Genomic DNA, 20250 nt, shown 5'->3' with positions numbered 1-20250 from the left:
AATTATAGTGAATTCTCAGGATGTAAAGTATATTAGACATCGACCTAATTTAAACATTCAGTTTGGATGCGACCAGACTTTTGTAATAATTTGTGGAAAGGTTGATTGGAGAAATTATTATGATTTGTGACAAATTTCAACACTTCAAAGTGCAGCTATTGGAAAGCGATCGCCTGCCGGAATTTGTACTCATAGAAGAAACAACGCGATCGCTTAAAATATCCGCTGCGGGAACTGCGATCGGCACTCTGCTAATTCTGTTAGCACCGCCAGTTGAAGCTGCTAATCTGACATTCGTGAGCGATCGCGCGGCCTTGGGAGGTACAGATCGCGTTTATTGGTCGATTTTAGGGCCAGTCCAGCCGCCGTTCAAAGTATTGCCCAATTCCTTCTCAGTCACATCGGAACAAGGACTCGGAGTTAATGTCAATATTCCCCAAGCTGCAAATCCAGGAGTGACGCCTCCCTTACTTTTTCAAACCTTGCCTTCACCAGGCATTCCCACCAACTTTGCCAGCGGCGATTTCATTTTGTTTACAGGCTTAATACCAGGCCCGCCGCCAGCACTAGGAAACCCTGGCCCGCTGACGATTGATTACCTTCGATCGCCCCGTAGCAGCAGCGGGGACGCAAATAGCGGTAGATGATACATTTTTATTCACTGCATCGATCTCGGCATTTGACAGCGCTAATAATTTGTTAGGCAGTTTCTCAACCCAGGGAACATCCTCATTAGCACTAGATAGGGTTTGCTGAATAATTGATCGCCAACCAAGAGCAGGAGCGATCGATATATTCAAGCTCGATTTAATATAAGTCTTCTGTGTATTAATCCACTCCAAATATAATGGAAGATTATCTTCACCCCAAAAACAGGTGTTCTGTTTCCAAATAGACATAAAAAAACACAAAAAACCAGGCGCCACCAGGTAGTAAGGTTCATGACCAAAAAAGTAATTGCAATAACTGTACCAGATGTATTATCGAGTTTTGCCATCACTCGACTGAGACCGAATCTTCGTTTTCCTTGTCCAAACTTGCCCTCAATTGCATTTCTAATCCTCTCATCTTCTTTAGCTTGCCTCTTTTTTGATTTACTCACATTTGCTGGCGGTCTTCCTAAAGGCGGCCCACTAAGCCTAATTCCTTTTTCTTTACACCACGCTCGGTTTTCCCGATTTCGGTAAATGCGATCTGCATGAACTGACTCTGGATAATATCCCGTGAATCTATGATATGATTCTACCTGTGCTTTCAAGTCCCCTGATTCGTTAAAGTTATCCCAGCTCATTCTGTCTAAAAACACATATCCTTCAAAACAACTGGCTGATAGTTTAGCTCCAAACTCTACACTTTTTCCTACTTTTCCTCTGACTATGGGACGAATATGGGGTTGACTTAAACTTACTATTCTATCCTCAATACTCTGTTTATTGTTGTCAAGTAACCACTGTTGTTGGCGAGTGACTTCTGTGAGGACTAGCAAGGTTTTATATTGCTTTTTATTCAGATTTTCTAGGCTCGCACCTAAATCGATTAGCTGTTCAATATGACCGAGGTTTCTTTTGATGTATTGGAGTTGTTTTTTAATTGCCTGGATTCTTTTGTTTTTGGTCGGCCGTCTTTGTTTGGCTACTGCTAAGTAGTCTTTTCTCGCTAGATTACGGTAGGTTCTTGGTTTTTTATGGATTTTTTCTTTGATTTGTTTATACAGAATATCTATGATTTTTTCTGTATGAACTCTGGCTCTGTTTAATAGTCCTAGGTCGGTCGGATAGGTAATGTCGGCGGGAGCGCAGGTTGCATCTATGATTAGTTTACCGCTATTGGATGACTCATTTTTGCCGTCCGAATCCTTTTTTTTTTCGGGTTTAACTGGCGTGATTTCTCGCATTTTTTCGAGCGTGCGTTCGTTCACTTTATTGATTAGGTTCGGACTGATTCGTTGCCGAAAGTGTACTAAGAGTGATGGGTCAAATGGTAGCTCATTGCTGTAGCTTGATTGACCGATAAAGTATTGCAGATAGGGGTTTTCACGGATCTGTTCGACTGTTTCCCGATCGCTAATTCCCAACTTTTCTTTGATAATTAATGCCCCCAATGCCATCCGAAATGATTTGGCTGGTGCCCCTTTTTCTGTGGGGAAGTTTTGAGCATATTCTGCTTCAAATTCAGACCACGGGATTATTTTGGCCATTTTTACCCAACGGTTGTCAGCAGACAACTTTCCTCCGAAAGGCAGTTCAAACTCGGATGGCGGGCTGGAGGCAAGCTCAGCTTTTTTGTACACGATCGCAGGTGGTGATGCACGGGTTTTGAACTATTTTACCTGTTTATCTTGCACTTTATTCTCGATCGCGCGATCGAAAACCCAGACCACGCAATATGTGATCGGCTTATTCAGCAAACCCTAGATAATTCGGCTCAATTTCTCGGCGTTCGCAGCGATGCGGCCAACATCTCGCGGCTCGTCTATAGCAGTTCTGAGGGCGATCGCGCCTTGGGAATTAATGCCCTCAGTATTGCCGAAACAGTGCCTGAACCTAGCAGTATGGCTGCCACGATCGTTGCAGGATTGGGATTGTTGGCCGTCAAAATTAAGAGGCGATCGCTCTTGGTTAAATGATAGTTTTACCAGGCCCGGTTGTTGATGGCGATCGGGTTTTAATTGTGGATGGACAAAAATTAATAATATAAGACGATCGTGTCCTCACACATCAAGCTTTGCCAATCCCAAATAGCGAATGCCTTCCGGTGTCACATCAAACCGACAGGGCAAAATCTCTACACCTTCACCCATCGCCTGTCTGAACAATTCTCCGTAAAGGCGATCGGCACTATCCCCGGGAGCAAAATCAGTACAATCCCCGCGATTAATAAAATACAGCATTACAGCCCTCGAACCCTGCCGCACAACTTCGATCAATTCTCTCAAATGTTTCTGTCCTCTTTCTGTGACTGTATCGGGAAATAAAGCCAAGTTTTCTTTGGCCCAAGTTGTATTTTTAACTTCCAGAAAAATTGGTTTAGTATCGCCAGTCAACCAAAAATCAACTCGGCTTTTTTTGTCTAGCCCGTAAACAACTTCTGGTTGAATTAAACTGTAATTACCCAACTCGGGAAACAAGCCTAATTCCAAAGCTAACTTAATTACTCGATTCGGCAAACCCGTATTAACTCCCACCCAAGTTGGTTCGGTGTCGCACAGTTTAATTAATTCCCAAGTATAAGCCAATTTGCGTTTGGGATTGTTGCTACTAGATACCAGCACGGGATTTCCGGGAATGCAAACACCAGTCATCGGGCCGGTATTCGGACAGTGTGCGGTGATGATTTCTCCAGTAGTTAGTTCGATTTCGGCAAAAAATCGCTTGTACCGCTTGATGAGAATTCCGGGTAATAAAGCGGGATATTTATAAATTAAGTCTGTCATTCGATTTTAGATTTTAGATTTTAGATTTTAGATTTTAGATTTTACCTAGAATAGAATACCAGGATTCCCGACTTATTCAAAAAATTGGGAATCTAACATATATGAATTCTCTGTTATTTATCTTCTTTTCTCAACTCATTTCTCTCCTCATTCAAAGGCTGATTTTGCTTGCCTTTCATCAACTGTTTCATTTGGGCTTTAAAAGCTTCTACTAATTCGGGACTGGCTTGAGTTTTTTGCCAAGAATCGCGGGAATTTAGCCGATCGCACCAAGCCTGCAATTTAGGATACTCGTCCAAAGACACGCCTAACTCCGGCAGCCACGGCACGGAAACTCCCGCTACAACATCGGCTAAACTAATTCCATCGTTGCTGCCCAAAAAAGTTTTATCGCCCAACAAACCCTCAAAAAACCCCAGTACAGTAGCTACTTGTTGCTGTGCTTTCTCCAACTGCTGCGAGTCAGCTTCCCCACCGAAAGTCTGGCGTACCAAAGGACTCATCGCCGGTGTCAACTCGTTCACTGTTACCATTTGTACCATTCGGACGATCGCCCTTGCTTTCGCATTCTCCGGTAGCAGTGCAGGCGCGGGATACTTAGCTTCCAGATAATCAAGAATTGCCAGCGTTTCTATTAAATGAAAATCCCCATCAGCTAAAACAGGAACGTGGTGAAAAGGGCTAATGGCTAAAAAATCCGGTTGAAATTGATCGCCATTTAATTTGAGCGACACCAATTCAAACGGAATATCCTTTTCGAGCAAGGCGATCCAAACCCGGCGGCTGTTAGTCGAAAGCGGATTGTGATAAAGTTTCAGCACGGTCATTCGATTTTAGATTTTAGATTTGAGATTTTAGATTGAGGCATGATAGCACGAAACGACGGTTTTTAGTTTAGGTAGGCTTACTTATTGATTCATTCTTTGTTTCATATCCTTCGCCGCTAAAGCATAACCACCATCAGCACCGTCTATAAAATGCACTTGTTGGCCGTTGCGTTCAAACACCAAACAAGTCATCAACGCTCTGTCAGCAACGTGCAAACCGTAAACCAGCTTGCCTTCTCGGTAATTCTTTTCCAAATACCCCGTCAAATTTTTTCGCTGCCACCCATTGCCCGAAATTACCATTCTCAACATATCATCAAATTTGCGGTAATCCGTAGCTGCGATCGCAATATCTTTATAAACTCCCCAATCTAACTCTTCTGTCTTAACTTCCAAATTCATTAGCAGCGAACCAAGCGCCGTTTCTAACTGTATTTTTGATAAATATAGCTGGCGGTCTAACCAACTACAACCGCTCGCCCTAACTAGAGTTTCTTTAATCAGCTTGGCGCTATTCAATGTCAATTTAAGATTTTGGCGATCTATCGGATTTAAATAATCTTCCTTGCCGTAAATGTATTCGATTATTTTTAAAACTTTTCTATAAATTAGATTGCTCTCCTGAGCAAAATCCGATCGCACCATTACCAGCAGTGTTACTATTTCCCCGTACTTGCTGGGAATATCCTGCCACCGACACTCCAATCCCGAAAAATCGGCTGTTGCAGAAATGCCATTATTTTTAATACTGTAAATATTACCAGCAGCAGGGTCTTTAATAAGTTCAGTAGCACGGGTTAAGCCGCCGCCGATCAAAATAGCTTGGCTGTAATTTTCCGAAACTTTAAACTTAGCTATTTTAACCGAATAATTAGCTGTTACCACAACTTTAACGGGCACAGCCCCTACTCGCAAATCCATGTCAAATTCAGTCTCAGCCATTTGTTTAGTTGCCAGCAAAGCTGTCTGGGCAGCGGGTAAAAGCGATGGCCCCATTAAAAGAGAAGCGCCGTCGCCACCAAAGATAAAGGGAATTTCTATTTTGCCTGCTACATTCAAAACAGCAGCGATCGAACAAGCCCCCAATAAGTTAACTTCTTTATATTTTCCAGCTTCAATCGCTTTTGTAGAACCGCGAATATCTGTGATAACAATGTACCAATCATCGGGTACGTCAACAAAGTTCTGCAAGTCAGTAATATCGATAAAATTGTCTAGTAAACGCAATTCGGTATAGAAGTTTTCTGAGTTCATGATATGATTTTCCCGATTCGCTATTAAAATAAGTGAATCCCTTTAGCATTAGCGTTTGTAACCATTTGTGTCCCAATTACAGAAGCCCTCTCGTTCCCTCGCAGGTATTGCCGGCATTGTCGCAGTCGCCACTCTCATTAGCAAAGTCTTCGGCTTGGTGCGTCAAATTGCGATCGCCGCAGCCTTTGGAGTCGGTGTCGCCGTCGATGCCTACAACTACGCCTACGTCATCCCTGGTTTCTTATTTATTTTGCTCGGAGGCATTAACGGGCCATTTCACAGCGCCATAGTCAGCGTTTTAGCCCGCCGCGACAAACAAGAAGCAGCGCCCTTAGTCGAGACTATCACCACCTTAGTCGGCGGCTTGCTGCTGTTGGTGACAGTCGCTTTAATTATTTTTGCCGATCCGCTGATTGATTTGGTGGCACCGGGATTAAATAGAACAGCAGAAGGTTTAGAAATCAAAGCAATTGCCGTCCAGCAATTTCGGATTATGGCGCCGATGGCATTACTTTCAGGCTTAATCGGCATTGGTTTCGGCACTCTCAACGCCGCCGATATGTACTGGTTGCCTTCGATTAGCCCTTTATTTTCCAGCGTTGCACTTGTCGGCGGTTTAGGGATTCTCGCATTGCAACTCGGAGACAAAATTATTCAGCCAGAATACGCATTAATTGGCGGCTTAGTGTTAGCTTGGGGAACGCTAGCGGGAGCAGTTTTGCAGTGGTTGGTGCAACTAGCAACCCAGTGGCGCGCGGGCTTGGGAACATTGCGCTTGCGGTTTAATTTTAAACGCCCCGGAGTGCAAGAAGTAATTAAGGTGATGGTTCCTGCTACCTTATCCTCAGGAATGCTGCAAATTAATGTCTATACTGACCTATTTTTCGCATCTTACATCCCTCAAGCTGCCTCTGCGATGGGTTACAGCGGGTTGTTAGTTATGACTCCTTTAGGCATCATTTCTAATGTAATTTTAGTACCATTTTTGCCGATATTTTCTCGCCTCACCGAACCCAAAGACTGGCCGGAATTAAAAAATAAAATTCGTCAATCTTTAGTTTTGACGGGGATTACGATGCTGCCCCTGAGCGCTTTAATGGTAACACTTGCCGGGCCGATCGTCCGCGTTGTTTACGAACGCTATGCTTTCGATCGGTCAGCCTCGGAGTTTGTCACGCCGATATTGATGGCTTACAGTATTGGAATGTTTGTGTATTTGGGACGCGACGTTGTGGTGCGGGTATTTTACGCTTTGGGAGACGGAGAAACCCCTTTTCGCGTCAGTATTATCAATATCTTTTTTAACGGATTGCTGGATTATTTGTTAGTAGGAGCTTATGGCGCGCCCGGGTTAGTTTTGGCGACGGTGGGAGTGAATCTTCTTTCGATGGTTATGCTTTTGTACTTATTAGATAAAAAGCTGGGCGGCCTGCCTTGGCGGGAGTGGAGTTTGCCTTTTTTGGGGTTAACTTCTGGCAGTTTTCTAACTGCTTTCGTTACCTTGGCTACTCTGCAAGCCTGTCAAAGAGTTTTGGGTACTGAAGGTTTGGTAATTCAATTAGTGCAGTTGAGTGTAGCAAGTTTTGTAGGGTTAGGAGTTTTTGCCCTGTTTGTCAGTCAGATGAAGTTGCCGGAAGTTGATATGTTTGTCGATCGCATTCGCGGCCGTTTTCGCAAATAGATATCGGAAATTTGCGGCTGATTCAAGGAATCAACAAAAGTGCGATCGCCCCTTCGATCAAAAAAGACCAAAAAAGGCGATCGCGCTTAAGTCCAAATCAACAATTGAGATCACATATTCCGCTGAAATTCCTCAAGCACATCCATCAACTGAACTTGACACTGCATCGGAATTAAATCTGCCAGCGGCACTTCTCGCTTGCCGCCGCCCAACTTGACTGGAATTCCTTGCAAAACTTGTCCCACTTTGTCAGCATCTATATTCCCATTTTCCAGCATCGGGTAAAGTTGTTGAGCAACAACGGTGTGCAGGTGGGCATCACTGAGATACAAATGCCACTTGGCAATATCAATGTAGACATTTTCGCCGATTTCAGCGGCTAAGGATTCGATCGCCTGTGTAGTATTAGCCATATCAAAAAAGCCGAAAGTTATTTGTTATCAATCAAAAGACTTAACAAATCGCACACCACTGCCTTCAGCCAGAATCTTTGGTGAGGGGCGAATAATCGGCGATCGCGAAAATGTAAACCGCGTGGGCCAAAACTACTAGAGCCCATGCACCCGTTACCGAAATTGCCCAAGGCCAATCAGCCTTTTGCAAATTGTGAACAAACCACAAACCAGAATTTGTAGCAGAAAAAAGACCGACGTGGATAGCAAAATTCATCCGGTCATCTAAACGGCGGTACTCTGGATCATTGCGATCGGGTTTGCGGGGCCAACGAGGAGGCATAGTTTTTCACTTGATATTAGTAGTTCTCTGCCTATTTTAATCTTAAGTGCAGCTTTTTGAATTCTGCATCCCTCTCAAGGCAGGAAACTTATGCCTCTAAATTTTCATAGTCTCCTGACTTGCCGCCACTTTTACTCACCAGTCGAATCGATTCAATGGCGATCGACTTTTCCAATCCTTTCGCCATATCGTACAGAGTCAGCGCCGCCACCGAAACCGCCGTCAGCGCCTCCATTTCCACCCCTGTTTCCGCCTTAATTTTCACCGTCGCCCGAATTTGATACCCCGGCAACCCAGCATCCGCTATCACCTGCACTTCCACACTACTCAGCGGTAGAGGGTGACACAGAGGAATCAAATTCGCCGTCTGTTTCGCCGCCATAATTCCAGCCAACCTGGCCGTGCCCAACACATCACCTTTCGGCGCATTCCCCGCTTCAATCGCCGCAAAAGTCTCCGGTAACATCCGCACCCTCGCAGCGGCCACAGCTTGTCGCACAGTCGGCATCTTCGCCGAAACGTCCACCATTTGGGCTTCCCCGCTGCTGTCGAGGTGAGTTAGCTGTGCTGCATCGGGCAATTTAGAAAAAGTTGGCGAAAGGTCTTGCATTATTTTGGTAATGGTGTTACTGTTAGATTCTGTGAGAAAAGAACTTAATCAATTTTAGATTAAATCTGAACTCAACAGGGGCTTGTAGCTTAGTTGGATAGAGTGCATGGCTACGAACCATGAGGTCGGGGGTTCGAATCCCTCCAAGCCCATTATCAAAGGTTATGAGTTTTGAGTTCTGAGTTTTGAATTAAGAAATTAATTCAACTCACCACTTAAAACTCATAACTTTTTTAATTTGGTACGTTTACTGATTCAAAGCATAAATATCTTTGCCTCGACCGATCGCAAATTTCATCGAATTAGACAAGCCCTTGCTAGACAGAGTAATAAAAACCACCAAAGCCAAGCCAGCGAGTCCCGCCGCAAAACCAAACATATTTCTGTAGCCAACTTGTTCAGCTACAAAGCCTAAAGTCGGCCCCGCAATCGCAATACCCAAATCAAATCCGCCAATACACAGCGAAAACAAGCGGCCCCTTTCATGAGGTTCGCACCTGTCAGACATCAGCGTTACCATCATCGGCAAAACCATACCGCCGGCACAACCTTCAACCAAAGCTGCGATTAAAAAAGCACTGCTGTTGTTAGCAAAATACAACAATAACATAGATACGGCATAACAGATTAAGCCTGCAGAAATAAACAAGCCGCGGCCGTATTTGTCCGAAGCCCGTCCCGTGACTAAGCGAATACCAAAACTGGCGATCGCCGCCGTAGAATAAAATAATCCCGGATTCAAATTAGCCTTGGTTTCTTGGATAAACAAAGGCATAAAAGTGCTCAAAGTTCCAAATACTAAACCAACCACCAATAACACTAAAGCCGGAATCCGCACTCTAGGATTCCAGAGCATTTTCCAGTATTTCTGGCTATTTTTGTCCTCAGATAGCGAGTCCGATTTTGTTAAACCTACAAAATTAGGTTCCGCAACTTTGCAGGTAAAAAATATAGCCGTTGCCGCGAAAGCCGCCGACATCGCAAACAAAGGAATATAACCAACCCAAGCTTGCACAAATCCGCCAATAGCCGGCCCAACTGCTAGACCAATAGGGTTCACCAAGCTCATGTAACCGATTAATTCGCCCCGCTTTCCTGGCGGCGACAAATCTGTTACCAAAGCGCTGTAAGCTGTGGTAAAAGCGGCAATGCTAATGCCGTGAAAAACGCGAATAAGTAAGAGTAAGGGGATAGATTGAGCTAACAGGTAGCCCATCGGGGCGATCGCAGCGACTGCCGCGCCTAGAAGCAAAACTTGTTTTCGCCCCCTGCTGTCGGCTATTTTACCCAACTGCGGCCTCGATAGCAAAAGTCCGATCGCAAATGCACCCATCACAAAGCCAATTTGCTGTTTTGTGCCGCCCACAGATTGAACGTACAGCGGCAAAGTTGGCAGCAGCGAAGCCAAACTCGACCAGAATAGCAGGCCTGCGGTGAATAAAGTCAGCAAGCCGCGTCTGGGTTGGGGATCTATGTCCCTAAAAATATTCAAGATGCTAATTCCCTTTAAATTGTCTGAATGCACTCAAAGTAAGGTATACTTCGGCAGTTTTATTTCCTGCCTTTTGATTGCCGAATTCGGTTTAAATACCCCTTTATATTTTAGTCTCTTAGAAAGGGGCACAAGTTTGACTCTCTGCAGCGGTTTCAACTGCCGAGTCTAATCTTCACCCTGGCAGTTTCACCAATCAACCTCAGCCCTTTCCTCCACCACCCGGTCATAAACCCACTGGGTTTCCATCGCCAACTTCGGCCAACTAAACCGGCGTTCCAAATCCTCATAAGCATTGTCAACCAACCACCGCCCGTAACCCGGATTTTTCAGCACCTCCAAAATTCCCCAGGCCAAAGAATCCCGATTGTTGGCCTCAGTAACAACGCCTGTTTTAGAGTGCAGCACCACCTCTGGAAGTCCGCCCGCATTCGACACAACCACCGGCACCCTTGCAGCAAAGCTTTCTAACGCTACAATCCCAAAAGGTTCGTAAAGACTGGGGAAAACCGCGCAGTCAGCCACCGTCTGGAATTTGTCGAGATGTTCCTCAAACATGAAGCCTGTAAAATAACATTTATTCCAAATTCCTAAATGCCAAGCCAAATGTTTTAGATGGTCTGTATTGCCGCCGCCAACAATTACAATTTTTGCTTTACCACCCATTTCCCAAATTACTTTAGGCGCAGCATTCAGAAATACAGCAATGCCTTTTTCGTAGCTAATTCTTCCTACATAATAGACTATTTTTTCGTCGTCTGCCGCAAACTGGCGTCGGAAGTTCATCGCGTCAAATTCGTGCCATCGCGGTTTTTTCTCCGACCTAATTCCATTGTAAATTACCTCTATTTTGTTCCACGGAGTCGATAGTACCCGTTCGACTTCCCGCCGCATATAATCGCTGCAAACAATTACCCGCCAAGCGTTGTAAGCGAGGTCGTTTTCCTTGGTGTTAATGTAGTGCTGCCCCTCATTGTGGATGCCGTTGAAGCGCCCGTATTCGGTGGCGTGGATGGTGGCAATTAGCGGTACTTTAAAGGTATGCTTGAGGGCGATCGCCGCATCTCCCACCAACCAATCGTGAGCGTGGATGATATCAAAGGGGCCTTCCTCCAGCATTAGTTTGCCGCCTTGTTTGCCCATGCTTTGATTGAGGTTCGCTACCCAGTGAAAAAAGTCCCTGGCGTGTCCCACCACCACCCGATGCACCCGTATGCCTTCCACCACTTCATACATCGGCGCGTGGCCGAACTCGACTGTAATTAAGTGAATCGAGTGGCCCAGCTTCACTAATTCTGGATACAGTTCCGCTACGTGGCGGGCGATACCGCCTACGATTCTGGGAGGAAACTCCCATGCCAATACCAAAATTTTCATCTTTTTCCCCTCCAAAGATTTTATATATCTTAATGTTTAGAATTGACAGATTTATTGTATGATAATCAGCCTCAAATTTTAATCGATCGCAAGTTTATGCCCAATCCCTGACTTGCGGCAGCAACAAGGACGGAAAATCATGCAGAAACCGGGTTTTTGCAGGAAATGGCTCGATCGCCATTGCCTGAAAACACAGGTTTCCTCAAGATTTGTGCCACAGAAGGAAGCAATGGCGATCGCGTCTATCCGCCTACCCTTTCTTCAAAATCGGCTCCAATTCACGGCGAAAACCGGTCCAAGCAGCAGCCGATGCAGAGTTAGAAACAGCACCCTGACGCATCAAAATCGCGCCGTCTTCAAAGCCCACAATTCCGTACTCTCCTGATTTGGACATTCGATCGATCGCCGGTACGATCTCCCGCAACTGTCCCCGTTCCCCGCGAAACGCAGCCTGATACTGCTGCAACTGCCAGATATCGGCAATTACATATTCCATCTTCACGGCCTTCCCCGCATCATTGCGCAGTTCAAACATCGGAAACCTGAGAATTTCCCGGCGGCTTGACAAAATCGGCACAATAGTATTCGTAGCTGCCACGCTAGCATCAGCAGGAATTTGAGCCAACAGCGGCCGCACTTGAGATACGTGCTGCCACTGTCTGACGAGAGGAACCTGCACCCAAGGATCGATCGCATCGGGCAAAATCCAAGAAAAAGTCCGATTTGGGTTAGACGTGAAGGTAAAAAATAGCGACAAGCAGATGCAAAACGCCCAAAAGCGGCGAAACTTTGAAGACGAAGGCAGAGGAAATAAAGCAGAAGGAAAACGCAAAAACATTCTTTCCTCTTTCACCATTCTATCTTCTTCCTTTTGACGCTGGGCCCACCACAGAATTGCCCCATAAAAAAGCCCTGGAACCACAGTCATCGCATAGCGAATATTAATCGCCAGCACCGACTCTCCTTTCGCTAAAAATAGCTTCAGCAGCGGAAATCCAGCTATCATCCAAGACGCAGGCGCGAAAGCTGGAACCAAAGCTAATGGCAACCACTGGCCAAGCAGGTATCTAATCTTACCAAAAAACGGCGTAAATAATTGAGCCACCAAGCGCCCGGGATTGCTAACCATTCCCCAAATAATTTCAAGAGTCGAAGCTTCATCTCCATCGGCATATTGACCGAAGCGCTCCATCATAAACCGCTGGGATATATCAGCAGAAAACAAAGGCATAATCAGATTGGTCAGGACGATCATATAACCAAAACTGAGTATGCAGACTGCTAAACCAGTCCGAGGGTAGCGCCGGCTCAAAATCATGTAAACTCCGACGCCAAATAAAACAACTCCCCCATCTTCTCGCACGGCCAAAATTAAAGTTGCCAGAATCCCAAACAAGGGCCACCAGCGCTTCTCCATCGCCAGCAGCAAGCCAAATACATACAGCGGCATTTGACAAATATCGTGAAAATTGCCCAAAGTCGGGCCGATGACCGCGTTAGCGCAGTAATAGCTCACAACAATTGTCGCCGACAGCCTCGGTTCCAGATAGTGTCTGGCGAGAGCCCAGAGCACTCCTCCAGCCGCCGTAATTAAAGTCACCTGCAATACAGTCAAAGTGACGGGGGAGGGAAACAGCGAGTAAATTGGCAGCCACAGCATCAGCGCCGGGGTGAAATGCTGCCCCAACCGATAGTAAGATACTTCCGGGAGCTGGTTTTGGTGAACCACATTAGTGGACAAAGCCGAAGATAGGGAACTCTCAAACAAGTGACCCCGAGTGCCGTTCCAAAAAAGTTGATTGAAAATGCCTTGGTCGTAAGTAGCGTAAAAGCTGTAGTAGCGGTGCAGCGTCAGCAACAGGCACAGCACAAAAAAGGCGGCCGCCACTTGAACCACCACCCGCAGCGATTCATTTTTCTTCCATCTCAAAAATATCATCTGCCCGCCTGTAATGAAATTATCGGACAATAGCATAAATCTAAAGTAAGTATTAAATTAAAGTAGAAGTGAAATAACTCGGCTCGGCAATGCTCAATTATTTTCACCCGATCGAAAAGCTCAACAACGTCCATCCAACACCAGGCACCAGCGGCACTGACTGTTCTCCCGAACAGCCGGCAAATTCCGCACCGCTTTTACAGCTTTTGCTGTTCGTAGACAAGCGTCCCTCTTCCAGGGAACAGACCAGACACATCCGCAAGTCCCTAAAGGATTTGAAGGCAGAGTGCGACTTTGAGCTTCAAATCATCGACGTAGGAGAACAGCCCGATTTAGCCGAACACTTTAAACTTGTAGCAACTCCTTCGCTGCTCAAAATTCATCCCGAGCCGCGACAAACTCTCGCCGGCAGCAATTTGATCGCCCAACTCGAACACTGGTGGCCCCGCTGGAAGCGCTCTGTAGAGGAATACGCAGCTCAGCAACAGTCTGCCCCAGCTCTTGCTGAAGCCATGACTGACCCAAAACCCATCTATTCGGTTGCTTGCGCCGCCGAAATTGTGCAGCTTTCTGATGAAGTTTTTCGCCTCAAACAGGAAAAAGAACACCTGCAAGAGCAGTTGCAGTTGAAAGACCGAATTATTGCGATGCTAGCTCACGACTTGCGCAATCCCTTGACGGCCGCATCTTTGGCTTTGGAGACTTTGGAGTCTAGTCAGAAGGTGAAACAGGGAGAAAAGTCGCGTTTGACACCGACTCTGGCGGCTCATTTGATGAAACAAGCCCGCCGCCAAATCCGGATTGTCGATCGTATGATTACAGATATTCTGCAAGCAGCCCGGGGTACAAACGCTCAACTCCACATTGAACCAAAAAGAATCGAACTGGGGGCGATTTGTCAAGATGTAATCTTGCAGTTTCAAGACAAATTTCAGGCGAAAAGTCTCAACTTAGAAACAGACATTCCCGCAGATTTGCCCTTGGTTTATGCCGATCCCGATCGCATCAAACAAGTCATAGTCAACCTGCTTGACAACGCCAGCAAGTACACGCCAGACCGAGGAACTGTTAATCTTTCAATTCTCCACCGCACCGCTTATAAAGTTCAAGTCAGCATTTGCAACAGCGGCCCGGGAATTCCTGAAGAAGATTGCGCGAGCATTTTTGAAGACAGCTTTCGCTTGCAGCGAGATAAATCAACAGACGGTTACGGTATTGGACTGTCTCTGTGTCAAGGCATCATCCGCGCTCACTACGGTCAAATTTGGGTAGACTCCGTACCCGATAGAGGCAGTTGTTTTCACTTTACTCTGCCCGTCCAAAAATAAAAGTTAGCTGTCAATTGTCAGTTAACAGTTGTCAGTTGTCAGTTAACAGTTGTCAGTAGCAACCGAATTTGATATTACAGCAACTGCGCCCGACGGTTAGGACGTTCTTAATTCCTAAAACCCTTGCGGAAGATTGCTTCTTGCTTCTTACTTCTGGTATGTAGCTCAACGTTTCCGCAGTGCAGCAATAATCTGTGCGTTTGCCTTGGGAAAAGTAAATTGGTCAATTTCGTCGAGTGTCACCCAGCGAATTTCATCGCATTCGATCGTTTGCGGTTCCCCGCTGATGTGGCGGCAGTGGTGCACGTATAGTCTAACTGTGAATTTAGTGTAGTCGTGGTCGATTGTAATCAGGCGATCGCCAACTTCTACGACAATCCCCAACTCCTCCATAATTTCCCGTTTTATGCAAGCTTCGATCGTTTCCCCAGGCTCTATTTTACCGCCCGGAAACTCCCAGAAACCCCCGTGCAGTCCGTGTTGTCGGCGCTTGTCAATCAAAATTTGTTGGCGATCGTTCCAGATTGCAGCAACGCCGATAACTTTGTGGGCAACAGGAGAAAGAGACATATTAATTAGGAATTGGGAATTGGAAATTGGGAATTGCGAATTGGGAATTTAAGAATAATATCAATAATTATTCAATTATTTAATCTAAAATCTAAAATCTAAAATCTAAAATCTAAAATCTAAAATATTAAGCCCCCATCTTGCGAGGGGGGTCTTGACATTTTTAGCACTTAAATGTTTAGAATCTACTAATCGTCTGAGCCGTGTCTCTCACTGGCTTGTATGGACTTTTCAAAAGTCATTCGCTGTTCGGCATTTTTGAGAAAATAACCGCTAATCATAGCCGAGGCGAGTAATCTACCCAAATGTTCGCGACTGGTAGTCACTGTCACCCCGAAGTGTTCCGAAGGCAAATTCCCCAAAAGTCCAACAATATTTCGCTCCATTACTTGAAACACTTCGTGAGAAGTTGGCTTAGACAACTGAGAAACTGTGTCGGGAGCCATGGACTGCACGTATTGCCATAATAAGTTGGCATTTTCTCCGTCTTCTTCAAAGAATTCTGGGGATTTATTAGATGAGTTGCTCACGAGTACCTCCGTTGCAGAGACAGCTTGTTATGTTAGACGCGGGCGGTTAAATTAAATAACCTTTATCCGATCGCTGCTGATCTTTATTACTAAGTAATTACTAATGTAGCAGGACAGTTGTAGCAACCAAGTGGGCACAACCGAATTAAAAGCGGCGGTTTTTACGATTTTAGATTGGGGATTGCGAGTGGGCGAAATGTCCGATCGCCAATCCCCAATCTAGCTAGCTGGCGAGATAATCGTTGATATCTTGCTTGCGCTTGCGGAGTTTGGTCAAAGCTTCGCGTTCTATTTGCCGCACTCGTTCCCGACTGATGTTGAGACGATCGCCTATTTTGGCCAAAGTTAGGGTTTGCCCGTCTTCTAAACCGAACCGCAAGGCGAGCACTTCTCGCTGTTGCTGAGTCAGTTCCGCCATCAGGTGGTCTAAGTCAGTCCGCAGGGAAGATTGCAGGGCAAAATCTTCTGGCGTAGTACCCGTATCTTCCAACAAATCGCCCAACTCTGTATCTTGATTGTCTCCCACGCGCAAGTCCAGGGAAAGTGGCAGGCGCGCGCGATCGAGATATTCGCGAATCTGTTTGGGAGTCAATTCTAGCTCTGATGCCAATTCAGCAGCCGTGGCCGCGCGACCGAGCTGTTGAGCAAGTTGGCGCTGAGCCTTTTTAATTTTGTTGAGCTTTTCGGTTATGTGGATGGGTAAGCGGATAGTGCGGCCTTTTTCGGCGATGGCCCGAGTAATTGCCTGACGAATCCACCAATAAGCATAAGTAGAAAATCTGTAGCCCTTAGTCGGGTCAAATTTTTCTACTCCCCGCTGCATCCCGATCGTGCCTTCCTGAATTAGATCCAGTAAATCTACGTTGCGCTTGATATATTTTTTGGCAACAGACACTACCAGGCGGAGATTCGCTTCCACCATTTGGCGCTTTGCCCTTTCCCCGTTTTCGATCGTCCGCTGCAACTGTGCCTCAGACAGCCCAACTGCCTGTGCCCATTCAGCCGCCGTCGGGTCGCGGCCTAACTCTTCGGCTAAAATATTTTTCTCCTGATGCAGTGCGGTTGAGCGCTGTACCTGTTTCCCGTAGAGTATTTCTTGCTCATGGGTCAACAAGGGAACGCGGCCGATTTCCCGCAAGTAAGCGCGAACAGAATCTGTATCTGAGGACTTAAGAGTTTTCATGAGCTTTTCCCGCTGAGGATCTGTGCCTCTAAAGGTTTGCGGTAGTCGCAAACCCCTAGCTTTAGCTGGGAAGGAAAGCGGGCGGGGACTTGCGCTTTCCTTCCATTTAAAGAGGCTTAATTTTATGGTAGCTAGCTACTACTCCCAGTCAGCACCGTCTCAGGTTAGGTTTTGGTTGGGGTGTGCACAATACTACGTTATGTTAAGAATCTTAACATTTGTGAGAGCACTTGCCTACACTTCTTCATATTTATTTCATGCCAGGCTGGACTGTTGATACCAGAGTATCCGCTTTCCTGGCTTTACAGTTTGCATCAATATAAACAAAATCCGCCACATCTCAGAGGGGGAGATTGGTAGAGGGGGAGGAAACGCTGGGGGCACAGCGAAGTGAAAAATACAATTTAAATGCCCGGCAGCTTCAGTTGACGATCGCACAAAGGACCCAAAAAACCGGGCTTTTTACCGAATCTGCGGGCTGTAACGAGGTATTTTGGTTGAAAAACCGGGTTTCAGGCCACCCGTCTGTCCAAGGGTATAAATTTGAAGTTAGAGATATTGATGAACCCGCCCTACAGATAATGACCAATTAACAATTGACCCATAGACTTGAATTGCAAGCATTCGCTCTCCAATCTTGAAATGAATCGGCGTTGCATTTGCGATCCGTTGCGGTTTCCCTATAGATCAAAAATTTATGCAATAAGTCTAATCAGTTCTTTGCCGTTGAGCTTCGTAATTTATCTGCGGTTTCCCTATAGATCAAAAATTTATGCAATAAGTCTAATCAGTTCTTTGCCGTTGAGCTTCGTACAATATGAGGGCTCCGGCGATCGACACATTTAAAGATTCTACGCCACGACTGAGGGGAATTTGGATTTGTCGATCGGCCAAACTCCTCAATTCTTCCGACAAACCAGAGCCTTCGTTGCCCAAAACTATCAGAGTCGGCACTCGCAAATCTACTTCCCAATAACTTAAACTGGCCCCGGCGACGGTTGCTAAAATTTGCATTCCTCGATTTTTATACGCGGAGACTTCGGCGGTTAAATCTGGACTGACTGCCATTGGCAGCTTAAACCAAGCTCCTGCGGAGGCGCGCAGCACTTTGGGATGGTCTAAATCGGCGCTGTCTGCGCTCAGCAGCAAACCGTCGGCATTAGCAGCCGCAGCCGTGCGGACGATCGCCCCCAAGTTGCCGGGATCTTGGATTGTTTCTAGGGCTATTCCTAAAGTGGACAATTTTGCGGGATCTGTTGCGGGGCGGGGTGCGGTGGCGACAATGCCGTCGGGTTGGACTGTAGTGGCGATCGACTCTAACACTTTTGCACTTACTAATTCTGTGCGATCGGCTAAATTACCAACTTGCTGCCAAAGTTTCCCGTGCTGCTCCAGCCATTCGGGAGTGCAGCAAACCGTTGCTAGCGGGTATTTGGCAGCGCAAGCTTCTTCGAGCAAGTGCGTCCCTTCGAGTAAAAATAATTGTTGTTCCCTGCGTCCCTTCGAGCTGTGCAGCTTGCGAATTTCTTTAACTAGGGGGTTTTGAATACTTGTCAGCATTGTTTAATTCAGCAGAGCGAATGGGGTTATTGCCTGTATCGGGTTAACCCCAAACTTCCTTCTGCCTTTGGAATGCGGAACCCGGGACTTGAACCCGGAAGGCTTGCACCACATGAACCTGAATCATGCGCGTCTACCAATTCCGCCAGTTCCGCATCGGTCACGAATTACTACATTGCCATATGTTCGCCAGTTTGTCAAGTGTTTTGAGGAATTTATTTTTTTTCTGGGCTGTGAGTAATATTTGGCACAAATTACTGTTCGGGTTGAGAAATGCTTTAGTTTCGAGGATTTACTGTTAGCCAAACATCGCCAAACGCTGTGTAGTTGAGTAGGGTGTGTCAGATCGCGTCCGGTTATTAATAATCCACAAGCTTTGATCTGACGCACCCTAGGGGATTTGCTGAAAAATGGGAATCTAATCGGCCAAATCGGGGAAAACCTCGCGCACGGCCGGATGCACCAATCGGTGATTCTGCACGTTCAATCCCTTCGCCAAACTCGGATTCATTTCCAAAGCTTTAATCCCGTTATTTGCCAACTGCAAAACATAAGGCAAAGTGCTGTTATTCAAAGCTTGAGTTGCAGTCCAAGGCACAGCACCGGGCATATTCGGCACGCCGTAATGCACGACTCCTTCCTCAACATAAGTAGGATTTGTGTGTGAAGTTACCCGCAAAGTTTCCACGCAGCCACCTTGGTCAACGGCTACGTCAACAATCACAGAACCGGGGTGCATTTTCGCAACAAATTCGCGAGAAACCAGCACCGGAGCTCTTTTACCTAAGACCAAAACCGCACCGATTAACAAATCAGCATCGGGAACAACTGCTTCAATTTGCAAAGGACTGCTATAGAGGTATTCTACTCTGGAACCGAACAGAGTTTCTAAATAGGCTAGGCGATCGACATTTACATCCAAAATCTGCACTCTCGCGCCCATTCCTACAGCAATTCGCGCTGCTTCTGTGCCGACGATTCCGCCGCCCAAAATCACAACTTTACCCGGTCTTACCCCCGGTACACCACCCAAAAGCACTCCTCTGCCACCTTGCTGTCGTTCCAGAAACCGAGCTCCGAACTGCACGGACAAACGCCCTGCAATAACGCTCATCGGCGTCAGCAGCGGCAACTTTCTGTCGGGGAGTTCGACGGTTTCGTAGGCGATAGCCTGGACTCCGCTGCTGATTAAATGTTCGGTTAATGTGCGATCGGCCGCCAAGTGCAAATATGTAAACAGCAACTGCTCTTTTTGAATCAGCGGATACTCAGCAGGCAGCGGTTCTTTAACTTTAACAATTAGTTCGCGATTCCAGACATCTGAAGCCTTTAAAACAATCTTAGCCCCTGCTTCAACGTAGTCCTCGTCCGCAAAACCGGCCCCAGCACCAGCATTCGTTTCCACGAAAACTACGTGGCCTTTGTCCGAACAAGCCCGAACACTTGTGGGACTTAGCCCGACTCGAAACTCTAAATCCTTGATTTCCTTGGGGACGCCTATTTCCATCTATAACCTCTAATCTCAGGCATACATAGATCGAATCTAACCTAAAAACCATCCCCAGCGGGACAATACCATTGTAGATTTTAGATTTGGCAATCCGGCTGGGCTAGGAGAATTTTTGTGGGATTTTCAGCCAGTGCGATCGCAAGTTCCCAAATTGATCGTTTTCCATAAAGTCGATCGTCTTTTTAGCTTGTTCCTACTTTATTTGATATGCGTAGTCAGCA

General features: G+C 46.2%; 19 protein-coding genes and 2 tRNA genes. 5 read left to right on the top strand and 16 right to left on the bottom strand.

Annotated elements, in window-relative coordinates; translation table 11 throughout:
- The first annotated feature begins 119 nt into the window (after window positions 1–119).
- Window positions 120–647 (top strand): hypothetical protein, encoded by a 528-nt coding sequence (locus tag QUA20_RS00215; protein ID WP_333184195.1) that lies wholly within the window; start codon window positions 120–122, stop codon window positions 645–647.
- A gap of 149 nt (window positions 648–796) precedes the next feature.
- On the opposite strand, the gene QUA20_RS00210 is transcribed toward QUA20_RS00215, so the two are convergent.
- Window positions 797–2290 carry an IS5 family transposase gene (locus QUA20_RS00210; RefSeq protein ID WP_333184192.1) on the bottom strand — a complete coding sequence of 498 codons (1494 nt, stop codon included), beginning with the start codon at window positions 2288–2290 and terminating at the stop codon, window positions 797–799.
- A gap of 48 nt (window positions 2291–2338) precedes the next feature.
- Here QUA20_RS00210 and QUA20_RS00205 point away from each other — a divergent pair, with 48 nt between their 5' ends.
- The gene (locus tag QUA20_RS00205) at window positions 2339–2626 is read left to right on the top strand and encodes a PEP-CTERM sorting domain-containing protein (protein WP_333184190.1); all 288 of its coding nucleotides are present in this window, start codon (window positions 2339–2341) and stop codon (window positions 2624–2626) included.
- 84 nt (window positions 2627–2710) lie between these two features.
- Here QUA20_RS00205 and sfsA read toward each other — a convergent pair whose 3' ends face one another.
- The 3 genes from sfsA to QUA20_RS00190 all read right to left on the bottom strand — a co-directional run bounded on the left by sfsA (window position 2711) and on the right by QUA20_RS00190 (window position 5514).
- Window positions 2711–3433, bottom strand: a complete 723-nt coding sequence (gene sfsA / locus QUA20_RS00200; protein WP_333184187.1) for a DNA/RNA nuclease SfsA — start codon at window positions 3431–3433, stop codon at window positions 2711–2713.
- A 113-nt stretch (window positions 3434–3546) separates the two neighbouring features.
- Window positions 3547–4260: a glutathione S-transferase family protein gene (locus QUA20_RS00195; RefSeq protein ID WP_333184185.1), complete on the bottom strand. Its 714-nt coding sequence runs from the start codon at window positions 4258–4260 to the stop codon at window positions 3547–3549.
- Between the two features lie 81 nt (window positions 4261–4341).
- Window positions 4342–5514: a DUF3095 domain-containing protein gene (locus QUA20_RS00190; RefSeq protein WP_333184183.1), complete on the bottom strand. Its 1173-nt coding sequence runs from the start codon at window positions 5512–5514 to the stop codon at window positions 4342–4344.
- Between the two features lie 67 nt (window positions 5515–5581).
- On the opposite strand from QUA20_RS00190, the gene murJ reads away from it, so the two are divergent.
- Window positions 5582–7195 (top strand): murein biosynthesis integral membrane protein MurJ, encoded by a 1614-nt coding sequence (gene murJ / locus QUA20_RS00185; protein WP_333184181.1) that lies wholly within the window; start codon window positions 5582–5584, stop codon window positions 7193–7195.
- 110 nt (window positions 7196–7305) lie between these two features.
- On the opposite strand, the gene QUA20_RS00180 is transcribed toward murJ, so the two are convergent.
- The 3 genes from QUA20_RS00180 to moaC form a co-directional block, all read right to left on the bottom strand.
- Complete coding sequence (locus tag QUA20_RS00180; RefSeq protein WP_333184179.1) at window positions 7306–7608, bottom strand: DUF3181 family protein; 303 nt, start codon at window positions 7606–7608, stop codon at window positions 7306–7308.
- 64 nt (window positions 7609–7672) lie between these two features.
- Entirely contained in the window at window positions 7673–7930 is a 258-nt protein-coding gene (locus QUA20_RS00175; RefSeq protein ID WP_333184177.1) for a 2TM domain-containing protein, read from the bottom strand.
- 88 nt (window positions 7931–8018) lie between these two features.
- A complete protein-coding gene (gene moaC / locus QUA20_RS00170) occupies window positions 8019–8540 on the bottom strand; it encodes a cyclic pyranopterin monophosphate synthase MoaC (protein WP_333184175.1) in 522 nt (173 codons plus the stop codon).
- A 78-nt stretch (window positions 8541–8618) separates the two neighbouring features.
- Between moaC and QUA20_RS00165 the strand changes: the two genes are divergently transcribed.
- A tRNA-Arg gene (locus QUA20_RS00165) sits at window positions 8619–8692 on the top strand.
- Window positions 8693–8787: 95 nt separating this feature from the next.
- On the opposite strand, the gene QUA20_RS00160 is transcribed toward QUA20_RS00165, so the two are convergent.
- From QUA20_RS00160 to QUA20_RS00150, 3 genes are all read right to left on the bottom strand, one after another.
- On the bottom strand, window positions 8788–10032 hold the full coding sequence (locus tag QUA20_RS00160) for an MFS transporter (RefSeq protein WP_333184172.1): 1245 nt from the start codon (window positions 10030–10032) through the stop codon (window positions 8788–8790).
- 189 nt (window positions 10033–10221) lie between these two features.
- Window positions 10222–11409 (bottom strand): glycosyltransferase family 4 protein, encoded by a 1188-nt coding sequence (locus QUA20_RS00155; RefSeq protein ID WP_333184170.1) that lies wholly within the window; start codon window positions 11407–11409, stop codon window positions 10222–10224.
- Window positions 11410–11659: 250 nt separating this feature from the next.
- On the bottom strand, window positions 11660–13384 hold the full coding sequence (locus tag QUA20_RS00150; protein ID WP_333184167.1) for a DUF2079 domain-containing protein: 1725 nt from the start codon (window positions 13382–13384) through the stop codon (window positions 11660–11662).
- A 53-nt stretch (window positions 13385–13437) separates the two neighbouring features.
- Here QUA20_RS00150 and QUA20_RS00145 point away from each other — a divergent pair, with 53 nt between their 5' ends.
- The gene (locus tag QUA20_RS00145; protein ID WP_333184165.1) at window positions 13438–14676 is read left to right on the top strand and encodes a histidine kinase; all 1239 of its coding nucleotides are present in this window, start codon (window positions 13438–13440) and stop codon (window positions 14674–14676) included.
- A gap of 165 nt (window positions 14677–14841) precedes the next feature.
- Here QUA20_RS00145 and mutT read toward each other — a convergent pair whose 3' ends face one another.
- The 6 genes from mutT to ald all read right to left on the bottom strand — a co-directional run bounded on the left by mutT (window position 14842) and on the right by ald (window position 20026).
- On the bottom strand, window positions 14842–15246 hold the full coding sequence (gene mutT, locus QUA20_RS00140; protein WP_333184163.1) for an 8-oxo-dGTP diphosphatase MutT: 405 nt from the start codon (window positions 15244–15246) through the stop codon (window positions 14842–14844).
- 188 nt (window positions 15247–15434) lie between these two features.
- Window positions 15435–15776, bottom strand: a complete 342-nt coding sequence (locus tag QUA20_RS00135; protein ID WP_172187001.1) for a DUF760 domain-containing protein — start codon at window positions 15774–15776, stop codon at window positions 15435–15437.
- Window positions 15777–15999: 223 nt separating this feature from the next.
- Complete coding sequence (locus QUA20_RS00130; protein ID WP_333097347.1) at window positions 16000–16959, bottom strand: RNA polymerase sigma factor, RpoD/SigA family; 960 nt, start codon at window positions 16957–16959, stop codon at window positions 16000–16002.
- 783 nt (window positions 16960–17742) lie between these two features.
- Window positions 17743–18519 (bottom strand): RNA methyltransferase, encoded by a 777-nt coding sequence (locus QUA20_RS00125; RefSeq protein WP_333184160.1) that lies wholly within the window; start codon window positions 18517–18519, stop codon window positions 17743–17745.
- 73 nt (window positions 18520–18592) lie between these two features.
- Window positions 18593–18674, bottom strand: a tRNA-Leu gene (locus tag QUA20_RS00120).
- A gap of 263 nt (window positions 18675–18937) precedes the next feature.
- The gene (ald, locus tag QUA20_RS00115; protein ID WP_333184159.1) at window positions 18938–20026 is read right to left on the bottom strand and encodes an alanine dehydrogenase; all 1089 of its coding nucleotides are present in this window, start codon (window positions 20024–20026) and stop codon (window positions 18938–18940) included.
- Window positions 20027–20250: the final 224 nt, after the last annotated feature.

Origin of the sequence: Microcoleus sp. Pol7_A1 (genome assembly GCF_036701085.1) — a bacterium.
Classification (GTDB): Bacteria; Cyanobacteriota; Cyanobacteriia; order Cyanobacteriales; family Microcoleaceae; genus Microcoleus; species Microcoleus asticus.
Note: the sequence above shows the minus strand (reverse complement) of the source record. Positions and strands in the feature narration are given on the sequence as shown.